Origin of the sequence: Bifidobacterium sp. FKU, assembly GCF_026016385.1 — a bacterium.
GTDB classification, from domain to species: domain Bacteria; phylum Actinomycetota; class Actinomycetes; order Actinomycetales; family Bifidobacteriaceae; genus Bifidobacterium; species Bifidobacterium infantis.
The window spans coordinates 1,557,268-1,576,313 of sequence record NZ_CP092888.1 but is presented as its reverse complement, the minus strand read 5'-3'; the positions used below and the strand labels follow the sequence as shown (position 1 = coordinate 1,576,313).

The following is a 19,046-nucleotide window of genomic DNA, read 5'->3' as shown; positions in this document are numbered from 1 at the left end:
GCGTTGCGATCGCCATGCGGAGACGTCCGCGAATGGCGCCGTGCGTGACGGCGCTCGCGGCGACACCTGCGATGCCGGTCGTGCGGCGTCAATGAAGCGCGTCGTATTCGTCGGCAATCCGAACGTCGGCAAATCCTCCATGTTCAATGCGCTGCTTGGCGCGAGGACACGCACGATGAACGCTCCGGGAACCACCGTGTCCATCACTTGCGGGCAGTACCGGTACAAGAGCGCGAACGATGCGCCGCACACGCAACTCTGGCAGTTCGTGGACACTCCCGGCACGTATTCACTGCTGCCGATGAGCCCCGATGAACAGGTCGCCGTCGACGCGCTGATAGGTGCGTCGGGCATGCCCGCTCCTGATCTCGCCGTCGTGGTGTTGGACGCCACGGCGCTGTCCCGCTCTCTCTACCTGCTGTCGATGGTGACGGAGCTTGGACTGCCGACCGTCATCGCGCTCACCATGAACGATCTCGCATTGCGCAATGGCCATGGCGTCGATGCGCAACGGTTATCCCGTCTGCTGGATGGCATGCCGGTCATCGCGGTCGACGGGCGTACCGGAGACGGCGGCGAGGCGTTGGCCGATGCCATCGCCGTGGGTTTCCGGGGAACCCCCATTCCCTCTGGGCTGACCGCATGGTCCGCCATCACGGCCGACGCCGACGGGCACACCGTCGACGACCTGCGCTCCTGGGCTGAATCACGGGCCGATGCCCGTCTCGACTGGACCGCCGGCATATTGCGTCGCCTTGACGTTCACGATGACGGTCGCGTCACCTTATCCGACCGCATCGACGGCATGCTGCTGCACCCCGTGGTCGGCGTCATCGTTTTTCTCGCGGTTCTGTTCACGGTGTTCCAAGCCACGACGACGCTGGCCAGTCCGATGCAGGATTGGATCGATGTGGCGTTCCGCGGCTGGTGCACATCCGGCCTCGACTGGTTGCTTGGGCTGTTCGGCGCGGCTTGGCGCGGCGGCTGGGTGCGTTCGCTGCTGGTCGATGGCGTGCTCGATGGCGTGATCACCGTGCTGACGTTCATTCCCGTGATGGGCATCATGTTCCTGCTGCTGTCGATTCTGGAGGACTCCGGCTACATGGCCCGTGCCGCATTCGTGATGGATCGCGCCATGCGCGCCTTGGGATTGGACGGCCGCGCGTTTCTGCCGATCATCGTCGGCTTCGGCTGCAATCTGCCGGCCTTGGCGGCCACCCGCACCCTGCCTGATTCCCGTCAGCGGGTGCTGACCGGCATGCTGGTGCCGTTTGCCGCGTGTTCCGCGCGCCTGTCGGTGTTCCTGGTGCTCGCCCATGCGTTCTTTCCGAAGTATGCGGGTCTCGTGGTGTTCCTCATGTACGTCGTTTCGGTGATGATCATCCTGCTGGTCGGCGTGATGCTGCGCCACACCATATTCCGTGGGCTTGAGTCGGAGCCGCTCATGCTGGCGCTTCCCTCATACCAGTGCCCCCGCGCCCTGCAGCTGGTTCGTTCGGTGCTGCTGCGTCTATGGGGATTCGTTCGCGGCGCCAGTGTGATCATCATCTCGATGATCATGGCGCTATGGCTGCTGCAGGGCATTCCCATGACGGCCGGTGCCGGCGGTTTCGCGCATGTCGACGATGTGCACGATTCCGCGTACGGCGTGCTCGCCGATGCGGTGGCCCCCGTGTTCGCTCCGGCGGGCTTCGACGACTGGCATGCGTCGGCCGCGCTGATTACGGGATTCGTCGCCAAGGAAGTCGTGATCGGTTCGATGTCGCAGTCCTATCATGCCGACGAACCTGATGCCGCGGCCGCGCAGCAGGGCACGGAAGGCACACTGGGGCAGAAGCTGCGGGCCTCGTTCGACCGGTCCTCGCACGGGCACGGCAGGGCCGCGGCGATCGCGTTCCTGCTGTTCACGCTCGCCTACACGCCATGTCTGGCCACGGTCGCCGAGATGCGGCGGCAATTCGGCACGAAAGTCGCGGCGCAATCCGTCATGCTGAGTCTGGTGGTGGCGTATGTGATCGCCGTCATCGCCTTCCAGGCACTGCGTTTGGTGTGGTGATCCGCATGGCGCGCATGATACGACGGTCCTCGCTCTCACACGATTGGCGTCGCCCGTTTCGCGCGGTCGGCGGGCGAAATGGGCAGGCGGCCGACGAACAGCCGGCCGATATCGTTGCCGACATAGCCGCCGATCTTAAAACCGGGATGACGGTTCCGCAGATCGCCGACTATCGGCGTCTGCCCTCCGATTTCGTGGATATGGCGATCATGCGTGCACAGGAGCGTGGGCTGGTCACATTGATGGACCGCGCATCGCGATCCCTGTGCGACGGGACGGCATGCCGACCGGACCCCGCCTCGCTGGTCTGTGCGGGATGCCCGTTCAGGGCGCCCTCCTCGGTGCGGTCATGAATGCGGGTGGCGTCGTCGGTGTTTGGCCACGTTACGGGCGATGATGCGATGCGCGGGAGCCGAACCATTACGCTTGACTCCCGTTGCCACACAGACCGGAATGAGAAGGGGGAGGGCCCCATGATTGCAGGAATGTCCGTCACCACGTTGCTGTCGGTGCTTGTAGCCGGCGTCGCCGCCGGATTCGTTGGATACGCGGTCGGCGCATCCTCATTGGTTTCCTATCCGGCGTTGCTGGCATTCGGTATTCCGCCTGTGCTGTCCAACACCACGAACACGGTGGGCGTGTGTGGTACCGGCATCGGCGGGCTGCTCTCCGCTCGCAAGGAGCTCACGGGCCAGGGCCGGCGTGTGATCGTCTATGCCTGCATCGGTCTGGTCGGCGGCGTCATCGGAGGTCTGTTGCTGCTCGAATTGCCCGCGAAGGTCTTTGAATTCGCGGTACCGCCGTTGATTCTGTTCAGTGCGCTCATCATCGCGCTCAATCCACGGAGGAAAGCGGCCGCGCGCGATGCCGTGGCACGGGCGCTGCCGCAATCGTATCAGGCGGAGCGCGCCGCGCGGATCGCCGGTGCGGCGATGAACGGCGCATTGCGCGACGATCCGTGGTGGCTGTGGGCCGGCGTGAGCTTCGTCGGCGTCTATTCCGGCTATTTCGGCGCGGCCGCCGGTACGCTTGCCTTGGCGATTCTCGATTTGGGCAGGATCGGCCCGTTCCATCAGATCAACGCATTGAAAACCGTGGTCGGCTTCGGCGCGAATATCTCCGCCGCGGTCATGTTCGTAATCCGTGGTTCCGTCTGCTGGCCGTTCGCCATCATGATGTGCATCGGCTGCACCATCGGCAGCGCGATCGCGCCTCCCATCACCCGGCGTATTCCGGAGAACATCATGCGGGCCGCCGCCGTGTTGACCGGCATTATCCTCGCCGTCAAGCTTGGCTGGAACACTTACCTGTGATGGTCCTGGCTGCTGGGGCATGCTGAACAGTCGCGGCAGTGCGGTGATGCGTGGGCGTGGGTGGGGGGAATTATGACGATCCCGCCGGATGGAAGGCGTGTTCCGTCCGACGGGATTCCCGCTCGATCGGTCGATGATCGATCAGTTGTGCATGGCTTCGATGTTGTTGCCCTCCGGATCATGCACGAACGCGGCATAGTAGGTCGGACCGTAGTCCGGACGCGGGCCGGGCTGGCCGTTGGCCAGACCCGCCTCGTGGAACGCCTTCACGGCGTCGTCGTCGGCGGCTTCGAACGCCACGTGGGCCGGCGCGACGGCATCGCCTTCAGCGGCGGTGGAAACCCATACCGACGAACCGTCCTCCGCCACGAATGCCTGAACGCCCGGGAAAGCGGGACCCTTGCCGTAGCCCAGCGGTGCCAGGGCGGCCTCGTAGAACGCTTCTTCCTTGTCGAAATCCTTCACCTTGACGGTCACATGGTTGATCATGATCTGTCCTTTCATGCGTTCGGTGCGTTGTGCATCCGCATTCCATGATAGACGGCAGACGATGCGAATGGAAAGGGTGGCGCCCTGGAAGGTCGTGAAGTCCGGGCCTGTGCCGCACGTGCCGCGATGACCTACAGCCCGTGGACGTTCGCCCCGAACGACCAGAGCGCGAGTTTGGCCATCTTGAACGCCTGGATGCCTAGGGGAATGCCGATGATGCTCATAGCGGGTTCCTTACGTTCGACCGTGTCCCGGAAGATGCCGGATGGTATATCAGACCTCCACTCTATGGTACTGGTATGAGGTGAAGCGGGGCCGGGACCAGGCCCATGCGTCTTGAAGCGCCGAGTAGACGAGTAGATTGGAGCGACCATGCCCGTGACGTCCGATGGGGTGGACGGGCCCGGCGCGTATGCCGAGGCCATGGCGAGCGAGGAGGCCGATGCCGCGTGGATCCGGCGTGTGGCGTTGCTGCTCGTCGGTCAGGCGTTTTCGCTGTTGGGCTCCAGCATCGTGCAGTACGCCATCTGGTGGTGGATCGTATTGCAGACCAGAACCGGTTCGGCGATGCTGCTGGCCACCCTGTTCGGCGTGGTGCCGCAGGCCGTGGTCTCGATCTTCGGCGGCTCATGGGCGGACCGCCATAATCGCAAACTGCTGATTATGCTGCCGGACATGGTGATCGCCGCCGTCACCGTCGTGTTGTCGTTGGGTTTCGCGATGGGATGGGCCGGACTGGCCACGATCTTCGTGGTGCTGCTCATCCGTTCGGCGGGCGGCGGCATCCAGACGCCGGCCGTGCAGTCGTTCATCCCGGACGTCGTGCCCTCCGGCAAACTGCTGCGCGTCAATTCGATATACGGTGTGATCAACTCGGCGAACATGATAGTGGCACCGGCTGTGGCCGCCGTGCTCATCAACATGGTGCCGTTGTGGTCGATCCTGCTGATCGACGTGACCACGGCGGTCATCGGCGTCGTGTTCGTGGCGTTGATCAAGGTGCCGAAGAGACGCGCGACGGCGGAGCGTGCCGCGCACGCCGTGTCCGAAGGGGAGGGACGCTCGCCGCTCGCCGGCGTCCGCCGTGTCTTCGCCGATCTCAAGGTGGGATTCGACTACACGTGGCGTCGGCCGAATCTGCGCAACGTGGTGTTGGGCGACGCGCTGACCTGTTTCATCGCCGTTGCCCCGATGAATCTGACCCTGCTGCTCATGACCCGCGAATACGAGGGAATCGATCTGAATCTGGGATTCATCAACCTGACCACCGCCTCCGACAAACTCGCGGCCAATGAGCTGGGATGGAGCATCGGCATGTTGCTTGGCGGCGCGTTCATGTCCACCGTCGGGGCCAAGGTCGTGCGCGACAACATGCGCATGGTCGCGCTCGGCGTCACTTTGGTCGGCGTGACCGTGGTGGGTCTCGGGGTCGCGCCCAATCTGCTGGCGTACCTGTTTGTCGACGTGGCGAATGGCGTCGCCTCCGCCATCTGCGTGGGTCCGATGCGTACCATCATGCAAACCGAGTCCGATGAGAATGTGGTCGGCCGCGTCTTTGGTCTCGACACCACGCTCAGCACGCTGGGCATGCCGCTGGGCATGCTGGTCTTCGCGCCTCTGGCCGACATGATTCCGATTTCGCTGGTGTTCGTCATCGGCGGTGTGCTGACCTTGCCCATCGGCGTCTATCTGTTCGGCCAGACGCGCAGGCGTGCCGGAACGGTGTCGGACCGGGGACGATGACCGCCGGGGAAGTTGGTTGCGACCCTCCAAAAACAGTGTTCATGTGAAATTCACCGCATATTCGCGCTTTTGCCGGTCCGCCATGATTAGCCTTGAACAAGGAACAGCAGAGTAGAAGCAGAAGGTATGCGCGTATTCGATTTTGACGGAACCATCTACGACGGCGAAAGCCTGTTCGACCTGTACCTGTATTCCGCTCGACACGACCCGAAGGTGTTCCGTTTCATCGCACCCGTGCTGCGGTACGCGGTCAAATACAAACTCGGGCGGGCCACGCTTGAGCAGATGGAATACGGCGTGGGCAGAATGGCCGAAGGCTATCTTACGGAACTGAACCGTTCCCGACGCGTGGCGAGCGTCGAACAGCTCGTGAACGATTTCTGGGATCGGAACTACCCGCGCATCAAGCCCTGGTACCAGCCCGAACCGGATGACGTGATCCTCACCGCATCCTTCGATTTGACGGTGGGGGAGGCCTGCCGCAGGCTCGGCGTGCGGAACCTCGTGGCCAGCAAGGTCGATTTGGAGACGATGAGGGTTACGTATCTCAACTTCAACACCAACAAGGCCAGGCGGTTCCGCGAGCTGTACGGTCCGGACGCCGTCGTCGACGAGTTCTACACCGACTCGAAGTTCGACCAGCCGATGATCGATATGGCCCGTCGCGCGTTCATGGTCAAAGGGGACACCATAACGCGGGTGAAATAGCGGACGGCGCGGAACAACGCGACGTCACCGACAACGAAGGAGGAGCGCAGATGAGCATGCCGCTCGATCTTTATGTAATCCGACATGGCGAATCCGAAGCGAACGTCATCGTCCAGGCGGGCGAGCAGGGCGACAACTCCCTGTACACGCAGGACAACGTCACCGTGCCCGACCGCTCATGGCGGCTCACCGCCACCGGTCGCAAGCAGGCCGACTGCATCGGACGCTGGCTCGTCAGCCAGCAGCAGCTGTTCGACCGCTACATGGTTTCGCCGTATGTGCGCACCCGCGAGACCGCGGCCACCATGGCCTTGCCCAAAGCCAAGTGGGAGGAGAACCGTGTGCTGCGCGAACGCTCCTGGGGCGAGATCAACACCATCACCAAGGACGAGTTCAAAACCAACTACGCCCGCAACTGGAACTTCAAGAACACCGACCCGTTGTACTGGCGGCCGCCGGCAGGCGAATCCATCGCCGACGTGGCCGAGGACCGCGTGCATAACATCCTGACCTCGTTGAGCCGCAAATCCGACTCGGAGTCCGTGGTCATGGTCACGCACGGCGACTTCATGCTCGCCCTGATGCTCACCATCGAGGATCTGGCCGACGAGGAGTTCCTGCATCGCGCCGATTCGGACGACTGGAAGATCACCAACTGCACGTGCCTGCATTACACGCGCCGAGACCCCGAAACCGGTCGCACGTCCAAGCGTGTGCGTTGGGAGCAGACCGCCCGGCCCGTGCTTGATGAGGCGAGCGGACGCTGGGAGGTCAAAGTGGAGCCGTGGCGCGAATTCAAGCGCCCGTACCTGTCCAACGGCGATCTGGTCGATGTGGTGCAGGCCGTCGACCCCCACCTGCTGGAGTATTACGGCAAGTGAGCGTTCCGACGGATGGACGCCGCACGATCCTCGTACGCTAGAATGACGCGTGGCGCGGCCGGTCGTGTGTGCCGCACCCCCAAGCAAGAGCGAGGAGAGTGAGCAATGTCCATGTCCAATATCTTCCAATGGCGGCTGCATGGCGACGGCAAGACGCTGGCGCCCGGCGAGGTCGTCGAGCCCGATGAACGTCTGACTTGGGTGCGCACCGCCGGTATCGGCGCACAGCACGTCATCGCCATGTTCGGTGCCACCTTTCTGGTGCCGATTCTGACGGGCTTCGACCCGTCCACCACCCTGTTTTTCACGGCTATGTCCACCGCACTGTTCCTGCTGATCAACAGGAACGTGCTGCCGAGCTATTTGGGCTCGTCCTTCGGCTTCATCGCACCGATCACCGCGGTCACCACCGCCAACAAGGGCATTGCGGTCGCCAGCTTCGGCATCATGGTCACCGGTATTCTGCTGGCCCTGATTGGCGTGCTCGTGCACTACGCCGGCTCCAAATGGATTGACATCATCATGCCGCCCGTGGTCAACGGCGCGATTGTGGCCATCATCGGTTTCAATCTGGCACCTTCCGTGTGGACCAACTTCCAAGCCGCGCCGGACACCGCACTGGTTACCCTGCTGGCCGTGCTGCTCGTGGCCGTGCTGTTCAAGGGCTTGCTGGGTCGCCTCAACATTTTGGTCGGCGTAATCATCGGCTATGTATATGCCTGCATCCGCGGCCAGGTCGACTTCTCCGCCATCGGTGACGCCGCATGGATCGGCTTCCCGAAGTTCCACCTGCCGCAGGCCGATTTTTCCATCCTTCCCATGTTCATCCCTGTTGTGCTCGTGCTTGTGGCTGAGAACGTCGGCCACGTCAAGTCCGTGGCCCAGATGACCGGCCGCGACTACGACAACCAGATCGGCACCGCCCTCATGGCCGACGGCCTGGGCACCACGCTCGCCGGCTTCGGCGGCGGCTCCGGCACCACCACCTACGGCGAGAACATCGGCGTGATGGCCGCCACCAAGGTGTACTCCACCGCCGCCTACTGGTGCGCAGCCGCCTTCGCCCTGATCCTGAGCCTGTGCCCGAAGTTCGGCGCCGTGATCAACACGATCCCCGCCGGAGTGCTCGGCGGCGTGACTACGCTGCTGTACGGCATGATCGGCATGATCGGCATCCGCATCTGGGTTGAGAACAAGGTCAACTTCGACAAGCCGCTGAACATCATGGTGGCAGCCATCACCATGATTATTGCCATCGGCCAGTTCGCCTTCGCCATCGGCGGCGTCTCCTTCAACGGCATCGCCATCGGCACGATGGTGATTCTTGTGGCCTACCACGGCCTGAAGGCCATTGGCAAGGCAACCGGCACTATTGCCAAAGACGATCCGGATATTTTGTAGTGTGTTTTAGTGCTACTGGGCCGTATTGTGGTTCAGCCTTTTTGCACAATGGCTCCTACCTTCACTGGTAGGGGCCATTTGCGTGTTCCATGGAGCGGTGCTCGCCTTACATGGTGGTAGAACCCATGGGGCGGTAATTGGCCCATGGGGCGGCAAACATCCCATGGGGCGGTAAAACCCTCATGGGGCGGTAGGTGAAAATGGCTTTATTCTGCGGTTTCACAATTTCTTCAAACCGCCTCATGGGCAAGTTACCGCCCCATGGGCCAATTACCGCCCCATGGGGTCATAAGTAAAGAGTGGGATGACAGCGTGGCGAACACCAAGCAAAGTAGGGGGCTTACGCTAAGCTCGGAAGGCTTGCGTAATTTGCGTAACCTTTAACATGAAAGGCCACTGTGCCCCGTAATAATTTCGATGATCGTGACGATTCCGCTGATTTCCAGATGAACGACAGCGCGGAATCCCGCCCCCTTACCTTTGGCGAACTTGGCGTACCCGGACCGCTGGTGCGCGTGCTTGCGGCAGATGACAAGAAGACCGCATTCCCCATTCAGGCCGACACCCTGCCCGATTCACTGGCCGGCCGCGACATTCTCGGCCGAGGGCGCACCGGCTCCGGCAAAACCCTCGCCTTCTCCATTCCGCTGGTCACCCGGCTGGGCTCCTATGATTCGCTTGGCGAAATCGCGATGGAGGAGTTCCGCAACGAAATCAAGCGCCGCAAGAAGGCCAGCCTGGAAGAGCGCCGCGCCGACGACTTCCTGCCGCACCCTCGCGGCCTGGTGCTGGCCCCCACCCGCGAGCTCGCGAACCAGATCAACGACGTGCTGATGCCGCTGGCCCACACGTTTGGCATGAACACCACCACGGTGTACGGTGGCGTCAAGTACATCCACCAGATCCGCGATCTGAAGGCCGGCGCCGATATCGTGGTCGCTTGCCCGGGCCGCCTTGAGGACCTGCTGCGCCAGCAGGCGCTCACGCTCTCGTCCGTCGAAGTCGTGGTCATCGATGAGGCCGATGAAATGGCCGATATGGGCTTCCTGCCGCCGGTCAAGCGACTGCTTGAGCAGATTTCGCCCGACGCCCAGCACATGCTGTTCTCCGCCACGCTCGATCACGGCGTGGATGAAGTGGTGAACACCTTCCTGCATGATCCCAAGGTGCACGAGGTCGATTCGGCCACCACCGAACCTGATCTGATGACCCACCACGTGTTCGAGACCACGCGCGGCGACAAGCACGAACTCGTGCGTACACTCGCCTCGGGCGAAGGCCGCCGCATCCTGTTCACCCGCACCAAGTTCCAGGCCAAGAAGCTCGCCAAGAATCTGACGCAGAACGGCATTCCGGCCGCCGAGCTGCACGGCAACCTGAACCAGAACCAGCGCGATCGCAACCTCGCCGCATTTGATTCCGGCGATGTGCGCGTCATGGTGGCCACTGACGTGGCCGCCCGTGGCATAGACGTCGGCGGCGTGGAGCTCGTGGTGCAGGTCGAGCCGCCGGCCGACCCGAAGTCCTTTGTACACCGCTCCGGTCGTACCGCCCGCGCCGGCAAGGCGGGCGACGTGGTCACCCTCGTGCTGCCCGAGCAGCGACGCGAGACGCGCCGCTTGCTGAACCAGGCCGGCATCAAGACCAAGATGATTGAAGTGACCCACGATTCGCCCGAAGTGCTTGAGCTTGTGGGCGACCGCGCCGAGCGCGTGGATGGCTGGAGCCTCGACAAGTCGCAGCCCGTGGGCAACCCGCGCAAGGGCAAGAACAAGGGTGCCAAGAACGCGGCGGGCGACGAGTCCGGCCGCGGCGGCAATCGCAATCGCAATCGCAATCGCGACGAGCAGAACGTTGCCAAGACCGAATTCCAGCACGAGAACGAAGGTGGCGAGTTTGTTGCCGAAGGCGAGCCGCAGCGCAAGCACGGCGACAAGGCCAGCAAGAAGGCCGTGAAGAAGAACCGCAACCGTGCGGAACGCCGCGCCGGCATGAGCAACCCCGAGGCCGAGCGCCGCGACTATCTGTTCGAGCATGGCGATGACCGCCGTAAGGGCGGCCGTCGCGACGGATACGGCAAGAACCGTTACGGCGAGCGTCAGGACGATGGCCGCAACGAGTACGGCAAGAACCGGTACGACGATCGTCGTGGCGGCAAGTTCGAAGGCCGCGATTCTGGTCGCAGCCGTCGCAATGATCGGTACGGCAAGGGCGGAAAATTCGACAAGCGCGACGGGGCCGAATACGGCCGCAACGATGATTTCAGCGGCCGTAAGCATGGATCAAGCCGTCGCTTCGATCGTACTGATCCCCGCGATTTCGAGCGTCCGCGTAAGCCGCGCCGCAATGAGCGCAGCCACGAGGACTACGGCTTCTCCTATGACGAGCGTTCCCATGACGGCCGCAGGCAGTCCATGCGCAACACCCGTCAGGGCGAAGGCGGCAAGCGCATCCATCGCAAGAACGAGAACCGCATCGTACGCGACGAGCGTTCAGAAGGTACCAAGCGTCACGAACGCCGCATGATCGCCAAATACGGCAACACGGAAGGCCCAAACCGCCGCCATTCCAAGAAGAATCGCAACAATGCGCCATTCCGTATGAAGTCCGGACGCCGTTAGTCCGACAGCGCGTATGAATCAGGCCCGACGACCTTTGATGGTCGTCGGGCCTGATTGTGTTGTAGGTCGGTGTTTTCGATGTGGATGCCTGTTCCCGACATGATGTGTATCAATGTTTCATAAATATATGATATTAATACACAACTTGATGGGAGCCACGCTGTCATCCATCATCGGGTTGTTCGACGGATCGCCTATGCGTGGGCTGGCCGTCGGACTGCGGGTCGGCACATCCGGGGTGGGCATAGCGCTCGGGCCCGGTCATCGGCGGCATCCTGCTGCAACGGTTCGCATGGGATAGCGTGTTCTGGGTGTGCGCCGTCATCGGCACGTTGGCCATTGGCGCCGCCTTCCTGTGCCTGTTCGGTTTCATCTTCCTCACGACCTAATGGTTCCAGGCGCTGCGTGGGTGTTCGGCGCTCGAGATGGCGATTGCCACACTGCCGTTCGCGGCCGTCATGGCCGCAGGCATCGCCCTCGTCCAGGGACCGCCACCGACACACTGATGACGGCCGTGCCGGTCGGCGAGGAAGGTATGGGCAGTGCCGTCAACGACACGATCCGCGAACTCAGTGGCACGCTCGGCGTCGGCATCATGGGGTCGCTGCAGGCCGGCACGTACACCACCAGCCTGACGGACGCGCTGCGAGGATCCCACCTGCCCCAGGACATCCTTGGCGCATCCAAGGAATCCGTGATGGCTGCCGAATCCATTTCCGGCTCCCTGCCGGGCACCCTGCGCAGATTGCTGGATGACTCGGTCGCATCCGTGACGATGACCCTCACCTGATTGCATCCTCCATCTGGGTGTCCATACACGGGTTCATCCAATTCGAACTGCGTTCCGCACAACCCCGCACACGCGGCCGCGAACGGGTCGACCGGTCGTACGGGTACCTGCTCGACCTGCTGATCCGAGGCATTCGGCGGTAAATGATGAGCTCCCTCTGATGAGGTAGCTCAGTATTGATACGCTGTACTGCCGTCGGCGTTGCGGATGGTGAAAGTGGGGGATTGCTCGATGTTGAGGTCCACGGTCAGGGAATGCTGGGCGTCGGCGCTCACTGAGCGATAGACGAAATGCTTGTTTTCCAGTTCGAGTGCCTCGGTACGCGCGTCAATCAGCCATGGATTGCGGCGGCGTAATGCAATCAGCGCCTGATGCAACCGGTATATTGGCTCACCCAATGTGGAGAGATTGGAGGGGGAGTCGGGGAACTTCGGGCGAATATCATCGTCGCCACCGAACCGCTCCTGCTTGACGCCCACATAGCCCTGTTCGTCACCGTAATAGATGCTCGGCACGCCGCCAACCGTCAGCAACACCGCCACCGCCAACGCCGCTTTGGCCGAGCCTATCTGCGAGGCGATGCGCGTCACATCATGATTGCCGATGAACGTCTGTGGCACGAAGGAATCCAGGAACGAATTATGCCGCTTGAGATTCCAATCCAACTCAAAGAAGTTCTCCGTCTCCAGCGCATGCTGAATCGACTTCCACAGCTCATACTGCGTGACTGAATCCATCGTGGATTCCTCGACGATGCGCGGGTAATCGCCATGAATCACCTCGCCGAAAACCCACGAATCCGGATGCGTGGCCTTGACCTGTGGCAACACTCGCGCCCAGAACGCGCTCGGCACCGCATACGCGGCGTCAAGTCGCCAACCGGCAGCCCCGCGATCCAGCCAGTAGTTCATCACACGGGCCACATAGTCAACGGTCTTATCGGACGAATGGTCCAGCGCTACCAGATCGTCGTGCCCCTCGAACACATCCAAAGTGGGTTCGCCATTATCGCCGACATGCGTGCGGACCAGACCGTGCCACGGGTTATCGGCCGGATCCAAGCGGCCGGCGGCTTCGTCAAGCGACGCCTGAACGGCAGGATGATTGCGGCTTACATGGTTGAACACGCCATCCAATATCACTTGCAAACCCATATCCCGGCAGGCAGTGATCAGCCGGTCGAATGCAGCATCTCCTCCCAGCCGCACATCGATGTGCATATGGTCAAGCGTGTCATACCCGTGCGTCGCCGATTCGAATATCGGACCGAGCAGCAGACCGGAAGCGCCCAAGTCACGGGCATATTCCAGCCAAGGAATCAGCGCGTCAAGGCCACGGCCATGGAATTCGCGCGGGCCGGCGGGACGGATATCGGCGCCGCAGAATCCCAACGGGTACACGTGCCAGAACATCCCGTACTTCACCCATTCGGGTAGCTCGTGAGCCGAATCTGCGCTTACCGCCACCGTGCACCTCCTGATTGACGCCGCGTCCATTTTCGCACACGTATGACCGAATCCTCGGTAGATGACGAGAGTTGTCGATGCAGGCGCCGAATCGAAGCATACGACTGTCCCGCTCTGTTTTCACGAAAGGATGCGCGGCGCGCAACATAACAACACCATAAAATCCGCGCGCCACGGAAACTACGTAGCCATTCTTCCGCTACAATCAGTGTGACGGCTTCCGCCCCCGAAGAAGAAGGTGTTGATTTCCTTGGATGTCTCCCTGGCGAATTTCATTCAGCAGGTGTTCTCGAACCCGGCTCTGTTCGTGACAACATTGCTGACACTGGGGGTTATCTTCGTCAATGGATGGACCGATGCGCCCAATGCCATCGCCACTTGTGTGACCACGCGATGCATGCGCGTGCGTTCCGCCGTGATCATGGCGGCCATCTTTAACTTCCTCGGCGTCTTCATCATGACGCAGCTCAATGCCTCCGTGGCCTCCACCATCAGCAATATGGTCGATTTCGGAGGTGATACGAATGCGGCATTGATTGCCCTATGCGCGGCACTGTTCTCCATCGTCGTATACAGCGTGGGAGCCTCGTTGCTGGGTATTCCGACTTCGGAAAGCCACAGTCTGATCGCCGGCCTGTCCGGAGCGGCCATCGCCATCCAAGGCGGCATCGGCGGCATCAACATGGGCGAATGGGTCAAGGTGCTCTACGGTCTGGTCGCAAGCCTCCTGTTCGGCTTCGCCGTCGGCTGGTTGGTATGCAAGGCCGTGACCCTGATTTGCGCTGGCATGGACCGCCGCCGCACCAACGGGTTCTTCACCTACGCGCAGATCGTGGGCGCGGCGGCCATGAGCTTCATGCATGGCGCGCAGGACGGCCAGAAGTTCATCGGCGTGCTGTTCCTCGGCATGGCGTTCTGCAACGGCCAACCCAGCGTGACCGGTGTGATGATTCCGGTCTGGCTCATGATTCTGTGCAGCACCATCATGGGCGTAGGCACGTCCGTCGGCGGTGAACGCATCATCAAATCCGTGGGCCAGGACATGGTGAAACTCGAGAAATACCAAGGCTTCTCGGCCGATCTGTCAAGCGCGCTGTGCCTGCTCGTCATGACCGTGCTCGGCATCCCCGTCTCCACAACGCACACCAAGACCAGCGCCATCATGGGCGTGGGCGCGGTACGCCGCCTCTCCGCCATCAACTTCGGCGTGGTGCGCGACATGATGCTCACCTGGGTGTTCACCTTCCCCGGTTGCGGTCTCATCAGCTTCGTGATGGCCAAACTGTTCATGGTCGTGTTCTAGAAAGGAATCCACCCATCATGGCGAGACAAAAAGACGTGTTCTACTTCGACGGGTTCCGCCGCAGCGCGGACTACGCATGCCAGGCCGCGAAGCTGCTGTCCGAGGTCATGCACGACTTCAATCCGGACCAGCTGCGCGAACGCATGGACAGCATGCACGCGATTGAGAAGTCGGCGGACGAGGTGCGCCACGATATGATGGACGAACTGGTGACCGCGTTCATCACGCCGTTCGACCGCGAGGACATCGACGAGCTTGGCCACGTGCTCGACGATGTGACCGACAGCATCGAAGGCGTACTCAACCGCATGTACTACGACAATGTGACCGACATGCGCGACGATGCGGTCCAGATGTCGGATATGGTGGTGCGCGCCACGGAAAGCATCTGCGAGCTGGTCAACGAACTGCCGCGATTCCGGCATTCCAAGACGTTGCGCGAACTGGTGTTCGCCATCAACACGATCGAAACGGACGCCGACCACCTGTTCATCGAGTCGATGCGCACGCTGCACACCACCTGCACCGATCCGCTGCAGGTGTTCGCCTGGCATGACGTGTACCGTCACCTCGAACAGTGCTCCGACGACTGCGAGCGCGTGGCCAACACCATCGACAGTATCGTCATGAAAAACAGCTGAGGTTGGTTTTTCACAACCTCCCTCTGATGAGCCGAGCCGTGAAGAAAACGCCGGAGGTGTTTTTAGGCAAGGGTGAGTGACAACGAGCGAATAAGAGGTCAGCTGCAAGCTGTCCTGAATCGCGTTCGAGGTGGCATCGCGAAGCGATGACGGAGGGAGAGACCTACTTGACCAAAGGCCCCTCACCGATGGGCGTTGAGCCAGAGGATGGCGAGTTGGGTGCGATTGGTCAGGCCGAGCTTGTCCAGTATCGCGCTGATGCGATTGCGGACCGTGCCTTCGCTCAGGAACAGTCTGGCGGCGATGTCGCGGTTATCGAGGCCCTCGGCGACCAGCGCGGTGATCTCACGTTCGCGCTCGCCAAGCAGGCCCTCGATGGAATCGGCGGTATCTCTGGAATCGTCGGAATCGGCAGGATTCGGAGTCCGTTCGGTGAGCTTGCCGAGCACTTCCGCGCCGAGCACCACCTGACCGGCCATCACCGCCTGCAGCGCAGGCCCGACCGCCGCCACATCCTGTTTGATGAGATAGCCCTTGGCGCCAAGCCCCATCGCCTGCGCGATATACGACTGGTCTGCAAACGTGGTCAGGAACAGTATGCGCGCGGCCGGGTCCGTGGCCAGAATCTCGCGCGCGGCATCCAAACCGCTGGTGCCGGGCATCTGAATATCGATCAGCAGTACGTCCGGTCGGCTCGCCGGCGTCTCGAAATAACGGCGCACGGCGGTATCGCCGTCATTTGCCGTCCATAGCACCTCGGCCGTGCCGGTGGCCGTCAGAATCGTCTCCAACGACTGGCAGACGATCGGATCATCATCCACGATTGCGATTCTCATCAATCCCTCGATTCCATGGTCCAACGCCTCTTCGGCACGGATACGAACACACGCCAGCCGTCCTCATACGGCCCGCAGACCGCGGTGCCGCCAAGGGCGCGCACGCGCGATTCGATATCCGCCAAACCCATGCCGCGCATCAGCTCATCGGCCGAACCGCGCATATCGGCAACACTGTCGGCGGCGAGTCGCGAGCCGACGCGCGTGGCACACATCGCACGCGGGCGGACAGCGGCCGTCCGGGACCCATCGGACTCGGACACGGCCGGCCCCGGATCCTGAATGACCAACTGCCAGAACGCGGGGAAGTCGCGCAACGTCACGCTCGCCTCGTGCGCCGCACTATGATGCACCACGTTCGACAATGCCTCGCGAATCACGGTCGCGAAACAGCGCGAGACCGGCGCGGGCGCCTTGGCGATGTCGTTCGCCAGCGTCACGGCGAAACCGGGGGAGATGCCGTCGAACGACGTGACGGCATCATCGATCTGCGCGGCGAAATCAGTGCCGTCATCCTCAAGATCATGCACCGAACGGCGCACCATCGTCATCGCATCATCCAACGTCGCACCCAACGTGGCGAACCCTTGCGCGGCGACCGTATCATTTGTCGCCTCGGCCACCGTCCTGCCGGCCTGCGCCTGCATGATCGCGCGGGTCAGCAGATGGCCCACATTGTCGTGGATCTCCCGGGCGATACGCGTGCGCTCGCCGAGGGTCGCCATGCGAATCGACTGGGCGCGTTCCTCATCGATGTCGGCGATGCGCGAACGAGTGGCCCGCGAGGATTCGCGCGCCCTGTCCTGCGCGTGCAGCAACGCGCGCCGCGCCTCGTCCGAGGAGGCGCGGGCCCGGCCCAGAACGAATCCAAGCAGGGCGACCATCGTCATCACCAGCGTCTGGAGACGGTCGGTGCCACGGGCGAACCAGAGCGCGATCAGCGGCAACACCCATATCCAGCGCGCGGCGACCGAAAGCCACGGGGCCGAACGTATTGCATCGGCAAGGGAACGGTGAGAGGCCGCGGTCCGCGAGACACTGGGGAAACGGCCGCTTGCCGCAGTCCGTGCCCCAGTTCGGGCTCCGGCCGAGGCGAGGGCCGGCAGCTGTGCAGTATCGTAGGCGATGAGCGGCATGAACGCGCACCATGAAGGCACTGCCACGGCGATGACGAGATACGCCGTACACAAGACCCAAGACCATTGCGCGGGACGCAGCCATTCCACCAATCCGGCGACGGAAACGGCCAACAGCAGACCGGCGATGAACACGCCATCGAGCCGCACCCCGACAAGCCAGGCCAAAGCCAGGCCCAACACGAGCAGCAAGCCCTTCTCGGCCAACACGCGCATGGCACCTCCCCGGCTCGACGCTCTTCCACCACCAGTCTAGCGGTGTGCGGAACACGACGAACTTGACGGGCGTGCGGAATTATTCGCATGACGGTCCAAGACAACGGGTCACACTTCCCGAATAGATGAGGCACAAGCGTCGGATGTTGTCGACACAACCGTAAAGGGATGATACCGATGATTGCGCAAAGCCACAGGGCGTCCAACTATTCGATGGACGAGATCAGCCTGATGCCGGTCGATAAGGTGTACAAGGCCATGCAGACCGACGCCGAAGGGTTGTAATGACAAATGTCACGCCTGTACAGCCAAGTCGTGACATTTGCCTGTGGCGGCGTCCGGCCCCTTCTTGGGATGATGGAATCACCAAGGAAGGGAGTGGCTATGGCAACCGACAACAGAGCTTCCGAACACGACTCGACAACCAACCCGGCTCTGGCCGTGCACGTCAGCCAACTGGTCAAACGCTACGGCGACATGGTGGCGCTCGACTACTTTGACCTTGACGTGAACCAGGGCGAGATTTTCGGCCTGCTTGGGCCGAACGGGTCCGGCAAAACCACTGCGATCAACTGCATCCTCGCATTGCTCACCTACGATTCGGGCACGATTCGCGTATTCGGCCAGCCGATGACGCCGACCTCATACGCGCTGAAGCGCCGTATCGGCATCGTGCCGCAGAACGTGGCCGTATTCAACGAACTGACCGTCACCGAAAACATCGACTACTTCTGCTCGCTGTACGTGCCGAAGAAAACTGACCGCGCGCCGCTGGTCGAGGAGTCCATCGAATTCGTCGGACTCCAGGACTTCCGCAAGTTCCGGCCCGGCAAACTGTCCGGCGGTCTGCTGCGACGCCTGAACATCGCCTGCGGCATCGCGCACAAGCCTGACCTGATCTTCTTCGACGAACCCACGGTCGCCGTCGACCCGCAAAGCCGCAATTCGATTCTGGAAGGCATCCAGCGGCTCAACCAGGCCGGCGCCACGGTGATTTACACCAGCCACTACATGGAGGAGGTCGAGCAGATCTGCGACCGCATCCTCATCATGGACCACGGCCGGCACCTGGCGCTCGGAACCGCCGACGAGCTCAAGAACATGATCGACACGGGCGAGCGCATCACCATCGAAACGCTCGATCTGGCGGATTCGGCGATGGCCGAGGTCCGTGCGCTGCCGTGCGTGATCGAAGCCACCTACGACGGCAAGGAACTCGACGTGCGATGCCGTCGCGGCGAACACAACCTGACCGACGTGCTCGACGCGGTGAAACGCTCCGGCGCCAACATCGGCCACCTGACCAGTCGCCCGCCCACCCTCAATGACGTATTCCTGGAACTCACCGGCAAGGCGCTAAGGGACTAACAATCTTGCCCCCGCTAGCGGGGCTCCCGCGAAGCGAGTGGGGGTGGCCTTGCAACAACCACCCTCAGTCGGCTTCGC

17 protein-coding genes and 1 pseudogene are annotated in these 19,046 nt (G+C 62.2%); 12 read left to right on the top strand and 6 right to left on the bottom strand.

What is annotated here, in order from left to right:
• Window positions 1-91: 91 nt before the first annotated feature.
• The 3 genes from feoB to MMB48_RS07220 all read left to right on the top strand — a co-directional run bounded on the left by feoB (window position 92) and on the right by MMB48_RS07220 (window position 3,369).
• Window positions 92-2,056, top strand: a complete 1,965-nt coding sequence (gene feoB / locus MMB48_RS07230; protein ID WP_032743764.1) for a ferrous iron transport protein B — start codon at window positions 92-94, stop codon at window positions 2,054-2,056.
• A 14-nt stretch (window positions 2,057-2,070) separates the two neighbouring features.
• On the top strand, window positions 2,071-2,409 hold the full coding sequence (locus tag MMB48_RS07225) for a hypothetical protein (RefSeq protein WP_032743765.1): 339 nt from the start codon (window positions 2,071-2,073) through the stop codon (window positions 2,407-2,409).
• A gap of 120 nt (window positions 2,410-2,529) precedes the next feature.
• A complete protein-coding gene (locus tag MMB48_RS07220) occupies window positions 2,530-3,369 on the top strand; it encodes a sulfite exporter TauE/SafE family protein (protein WP_032743670.1) in 840 nt (279 codons plus the stop codon).
• A 141-nt stretch (window positions 3,370-3,510) separates the two neighbouring features.
• Here MMB48_RS07220 and MMB48_RS07215 read toward each other — a convergent pair whose 3' ends face one another.
• Window positions 3,511-3,858, bottom strand: coding sequence for a VOC family protein (locus tag MMB48_RS07215; protein WP_032743766.1), 348 nt, complete (start codon window positions 3,856-3,858; stop codon window positions 3,511-3,513).
• Window positions 3,859-3,989: 131 nt separating this feature from the next.
• A pseudogene (locus MMB48_RS07210) lies at window positions 3,990-4,082 on the bottom strand (YccF domain-containing protein); the annotation flags it as partial.
• 148 nt (window positions 4,083-4,230) lie between these two features.
• Between MMB48_RS07210 and MMB48_RS07205 the strand changes: the two are divergent.
• From MMB48_RS07205 to MMB48_RS07185, 5 genes are all read left to right on the top strand, one after another.
• A complete protein-coding gene (locus MMB48_RS07205; RefSeq protein WP_032743671.1) occupies window positions 4,231-5,601 on the top strand; it encodes an MFS transporter in 1,371 nt (456 codons plus the stop codon).
• A gap of 126 nt (window positions 5,602-5,727) precedes the next feature.
• Window positions 5,728-6,309 carry a haloacid dehalogenase-like hydrolase gene (locus tag MMB48_RS07200; RefSeq protein ID WP_012577952.1) on the top strand — a complete coding sequence of 194 codons (582 nt, stop codon included), beginning with the start codon at window positions 5,728-5,730 and terminating at the stop codon, window positions 6,307-6,309.
• A gap of 50 nt (window positions 6,310-6,359) precedes the next feature.
• Window positions 6,360-7,190, top strand: a complete 831-nt coding sequence (locus MMB48_RS07195) for a histidine phosphatase family protein (protein ID WP_012577951.1) — start codon at window positions 6,360-6,362, stop codon at window positions 7,188-7,190.
• Between the two features lie 111 nt (window positions 7,191-7,301).
• Entirely contained in the window at window positions 7,302-8,591 is a 1,290-nt protein-coding gene (locus MMB48_RS07190; RefSeq protein WP_032743767.1) for a uracil-xanthine permease family protein, read from the top strand.
• A 398-nt stretch (window positions 8,592-8,989) separates the two neighbouring features.
• Window positions 8,990-11,212 (top strand): DEAD/DEAH box helicase, encoded by a 2,223-nt coding sequence (locus MMB48_RS07185; RefSeq protein ID WP_032743672.1) that lies wholly within the window; start codon window positions 8,990-8,992, stop codon window positions 11,210-11,212.
• Between the two features lie 163 nt (window positions 11,213-11,375).
• On the opposite strand, the gene MMB48_RS07180 is transcribed toward MMB48_RS07185, so the two are convergent.
• Window positions 11,376-11,552, bottom strand: a complete 177-nt coding sequence (locus tag MMB48_RS07180; RefSeq protein WP_155270623.1) for a hypothetical protein — start codon at window positions 11,550-11,552, stop codon at window positions 11,376-11,378.
• Between the two features lie 165 nt (window positions 11,553-11,717).
• Here MMB48_RS07180 and MMB48_RS07175 point away from each other — a divergent pair, with 165 nt between their 5' ends.
• Window positions 11,718-12,002 carry a hypothetical protein gene (locus tag MMB48_RS07175; protein WP_032743673.1) on the top strand — a complete coding sequence of 95 codons (285 nt, stop codon included), beginning with the start codon at window positions 11,718-11,720 and terminating at the stop codon, window positions 12,000-12,002.
• A 170-nt stretch (window positions 12,003-12,172) separates the two neighbouring features.
• Here MMB48_RS07175 and MMB48_RS07170 read toward each other — a convergent pair whose 3' ends face one another.
• The gene (locus tag MMB48_RS07170) at window positions 12,173-13,468 is read right to left on the bottom strand and encodes an alpha-amylase family protein (protein ID WP_032743674.1); all 1,296 of its coding nucleotides are present in this window, start codon (window positions 13,466-13,468) and stop codon (window positions 12,173-12,175) included.
• Window positions 13,469-13,718: 250 nt separating this feature from the next.
• Between MMB48_RS07170 and MMB48_RS07165 the strand changes: the two genes are divergently transcribed.
• Window positions 13,719-14,771 (top strand): inorganic phosphate transporter, encoded by a 1,053-nt coding sequence (locus MMB48_RS07165; protein ID WP_032743768.1) that lies wholly within the window; start codon window positions 13,719-13,721, stop codon window positions 14,769-14,771.
• Between the two features lie 17 nt (window positions 14,772-14,788).
• Entirely contained in the window at window positions 14,789-15,412 is a 624-nt protein-coding gene (locus tag MMB48_RS07160) for a DUF47 domain-containing protein (RefSeq protein WP_012577947.1), read from the top strand.
• A gap of 182 nt (window positions 15,413-15,594) precedes the next feature.
• Here the strand turns inward: MMB48_RS07160 and MMB48_RS07155 are convergent, their stop codons facing one another.
• Both MMB48_RS07155 and MMB48_RS07150 read right to left on the bottom strand, forming a co-directional pair.
• A complete protein-coding gene (locus MMB48_RS07155) occupies window positions 15,595-16,248 on the bottom strand; it encodes a response regulator (RefSeq protein ID WP_032743675.1) in 654 nt (217 codons plus the stop codon).
• Complete coding sequence (locus MMB48_RS07150) at window positions 16,248-17,600, bottom strand: sensor histidine kinase (protein WP_032743676.1); 1,353 nt, start codon at window positions 17,598-17,600, stop codon at window positions 16,248-16,250. Before MMB48_RS07150 ends, MMB48_RS07155 begins: the two co-directional genes overlap by 1 nt.
• Before the next feature lie 384 nt (window positions 17,601-17,984).
• Here MMB48_RS07150 and MMB48_RS07145 point away from each other — a divergent pair, with 384 nt between their 5' ends.
• Window positions 17,985-18,968: an ABC transporter ATP-binding protein gene (locus tag MMB48_RS07145; RefSeq protein ID WP_015438733.1), complete on the top strand. Its 984-nt coding sequence runs from the start codon at window positions 17,985-17,987 to the stop codon at window positions 18,966-18,968.
• The last annotated feature ends 78 nt before the right edge of the window (window positions 18,969-19,046 follow it).

What these genes read in the sequence shown, in the direction of transcription:
- feoB (WP_032743764.1), top strand. Translation starts at nt 92, where the DNA reads ATGAAGCGCGTCGTATTCGTCGGCAATCCGAACGTCGGCAAATCCTCC.
- MMB48_RS07225 (WP_032743765.1), top strand. Translation starts at nt 2,071, where the DNA reads ATGATACGACGGTCCTCGCTCTCACACGATTGGCGTCGCCCGTTTCGC.
- MMB48_RS07220 (WP_032743670.1), top strand. Translation starts at nt 2,530, where the DNA reads ATGATTGCAGGAATGTCCGTCACCACGTTGCTGTCGGTGCTTGTAGCC.
- MMB48_RS07215 (WP_032743766.1), bottom strand. Translation starts at nt 3,858, where the DNA reads ATGATCAACCATGTGACCGTCAAGGTGAAGGATTTCGACAAGGAAGAA.
- MMB48_RS07205 (WP_032743671.1), top strand. Translation starts at nt 4,231, where the DNA reads ATGCCCGTGACGTCCGATGGGGTGGACGGGCCCGGCGCGTATGCCGAG.
- MMB48_RS07200 (WP_012577952.1), top strand. Translation starts at nt 5,728, where the DNA reads ATGCGCGTATTCGATTTTGACGGAACCATCTACGACGGCGAAAGCCTG.
- MMB48_RS07195 (WP_012577951.1), top strand. Translation starts at nt 6,360, where the DNA reads ATGAGCATGCCGCTCGATCTTTATGTAATCCGACATGGCGAATCCGAA.
- MMB48_RS07190 (WP_032743767.1), top strand. Translation starts at nt 7,302, where the DNA reads ATGTCCAATATCTTCCAATGGCGGCTGCATGGCGACGGCAAGACGCTG.
- MMB48_RS07180 (WP_155270623.1), bottom strand. Translation starts at nt 11,552, where the DNA reads ATGGCCAACGTGCCGATGACGGCGCACACCCAGAACACGCTATCCCAT.
- MMB48_RS07175 (WP_032743673.1), top strand. Translation starts at nt 11,718, where the DNA reads ATGACGGCCGTGCCGGTCGGCGAGGAAGGTATGGGCAGTGCCGTCAAC.
- MMB48_RS07160 (WP_012577947.1), top strand. Translation starts at nt 14,789, where the DNA reads ATGGCGAGACAAAAAGACGTGTTCTACTTCGACGGGTTCCGCCGCAGC.
- MMB48_RS07155 (WP_032743675.1), bottom strand. Translation starts at nt 16,248, where the DNA reads ATGAGAATCGCAATCGTGGATGATGATCCGATCGTCTGCCAGTCGTTG.
- MMB48_RS07150 (WP_032743676.1), bottom strand. Translation starts at nt 17,600, where the DNA reads ATGCGCGTGTTGGCCGAGAAGGGCTTGCTGCTCGTGTTGGGCCTGGCT.
- MMB48_RS07145 (WP_015438733.1), top strand. Translation starts at nt 17,985, where the DNA reads ATGGCAACCGACAACAGAGCTTCCGAACACGACTCGACAACCAACCCG.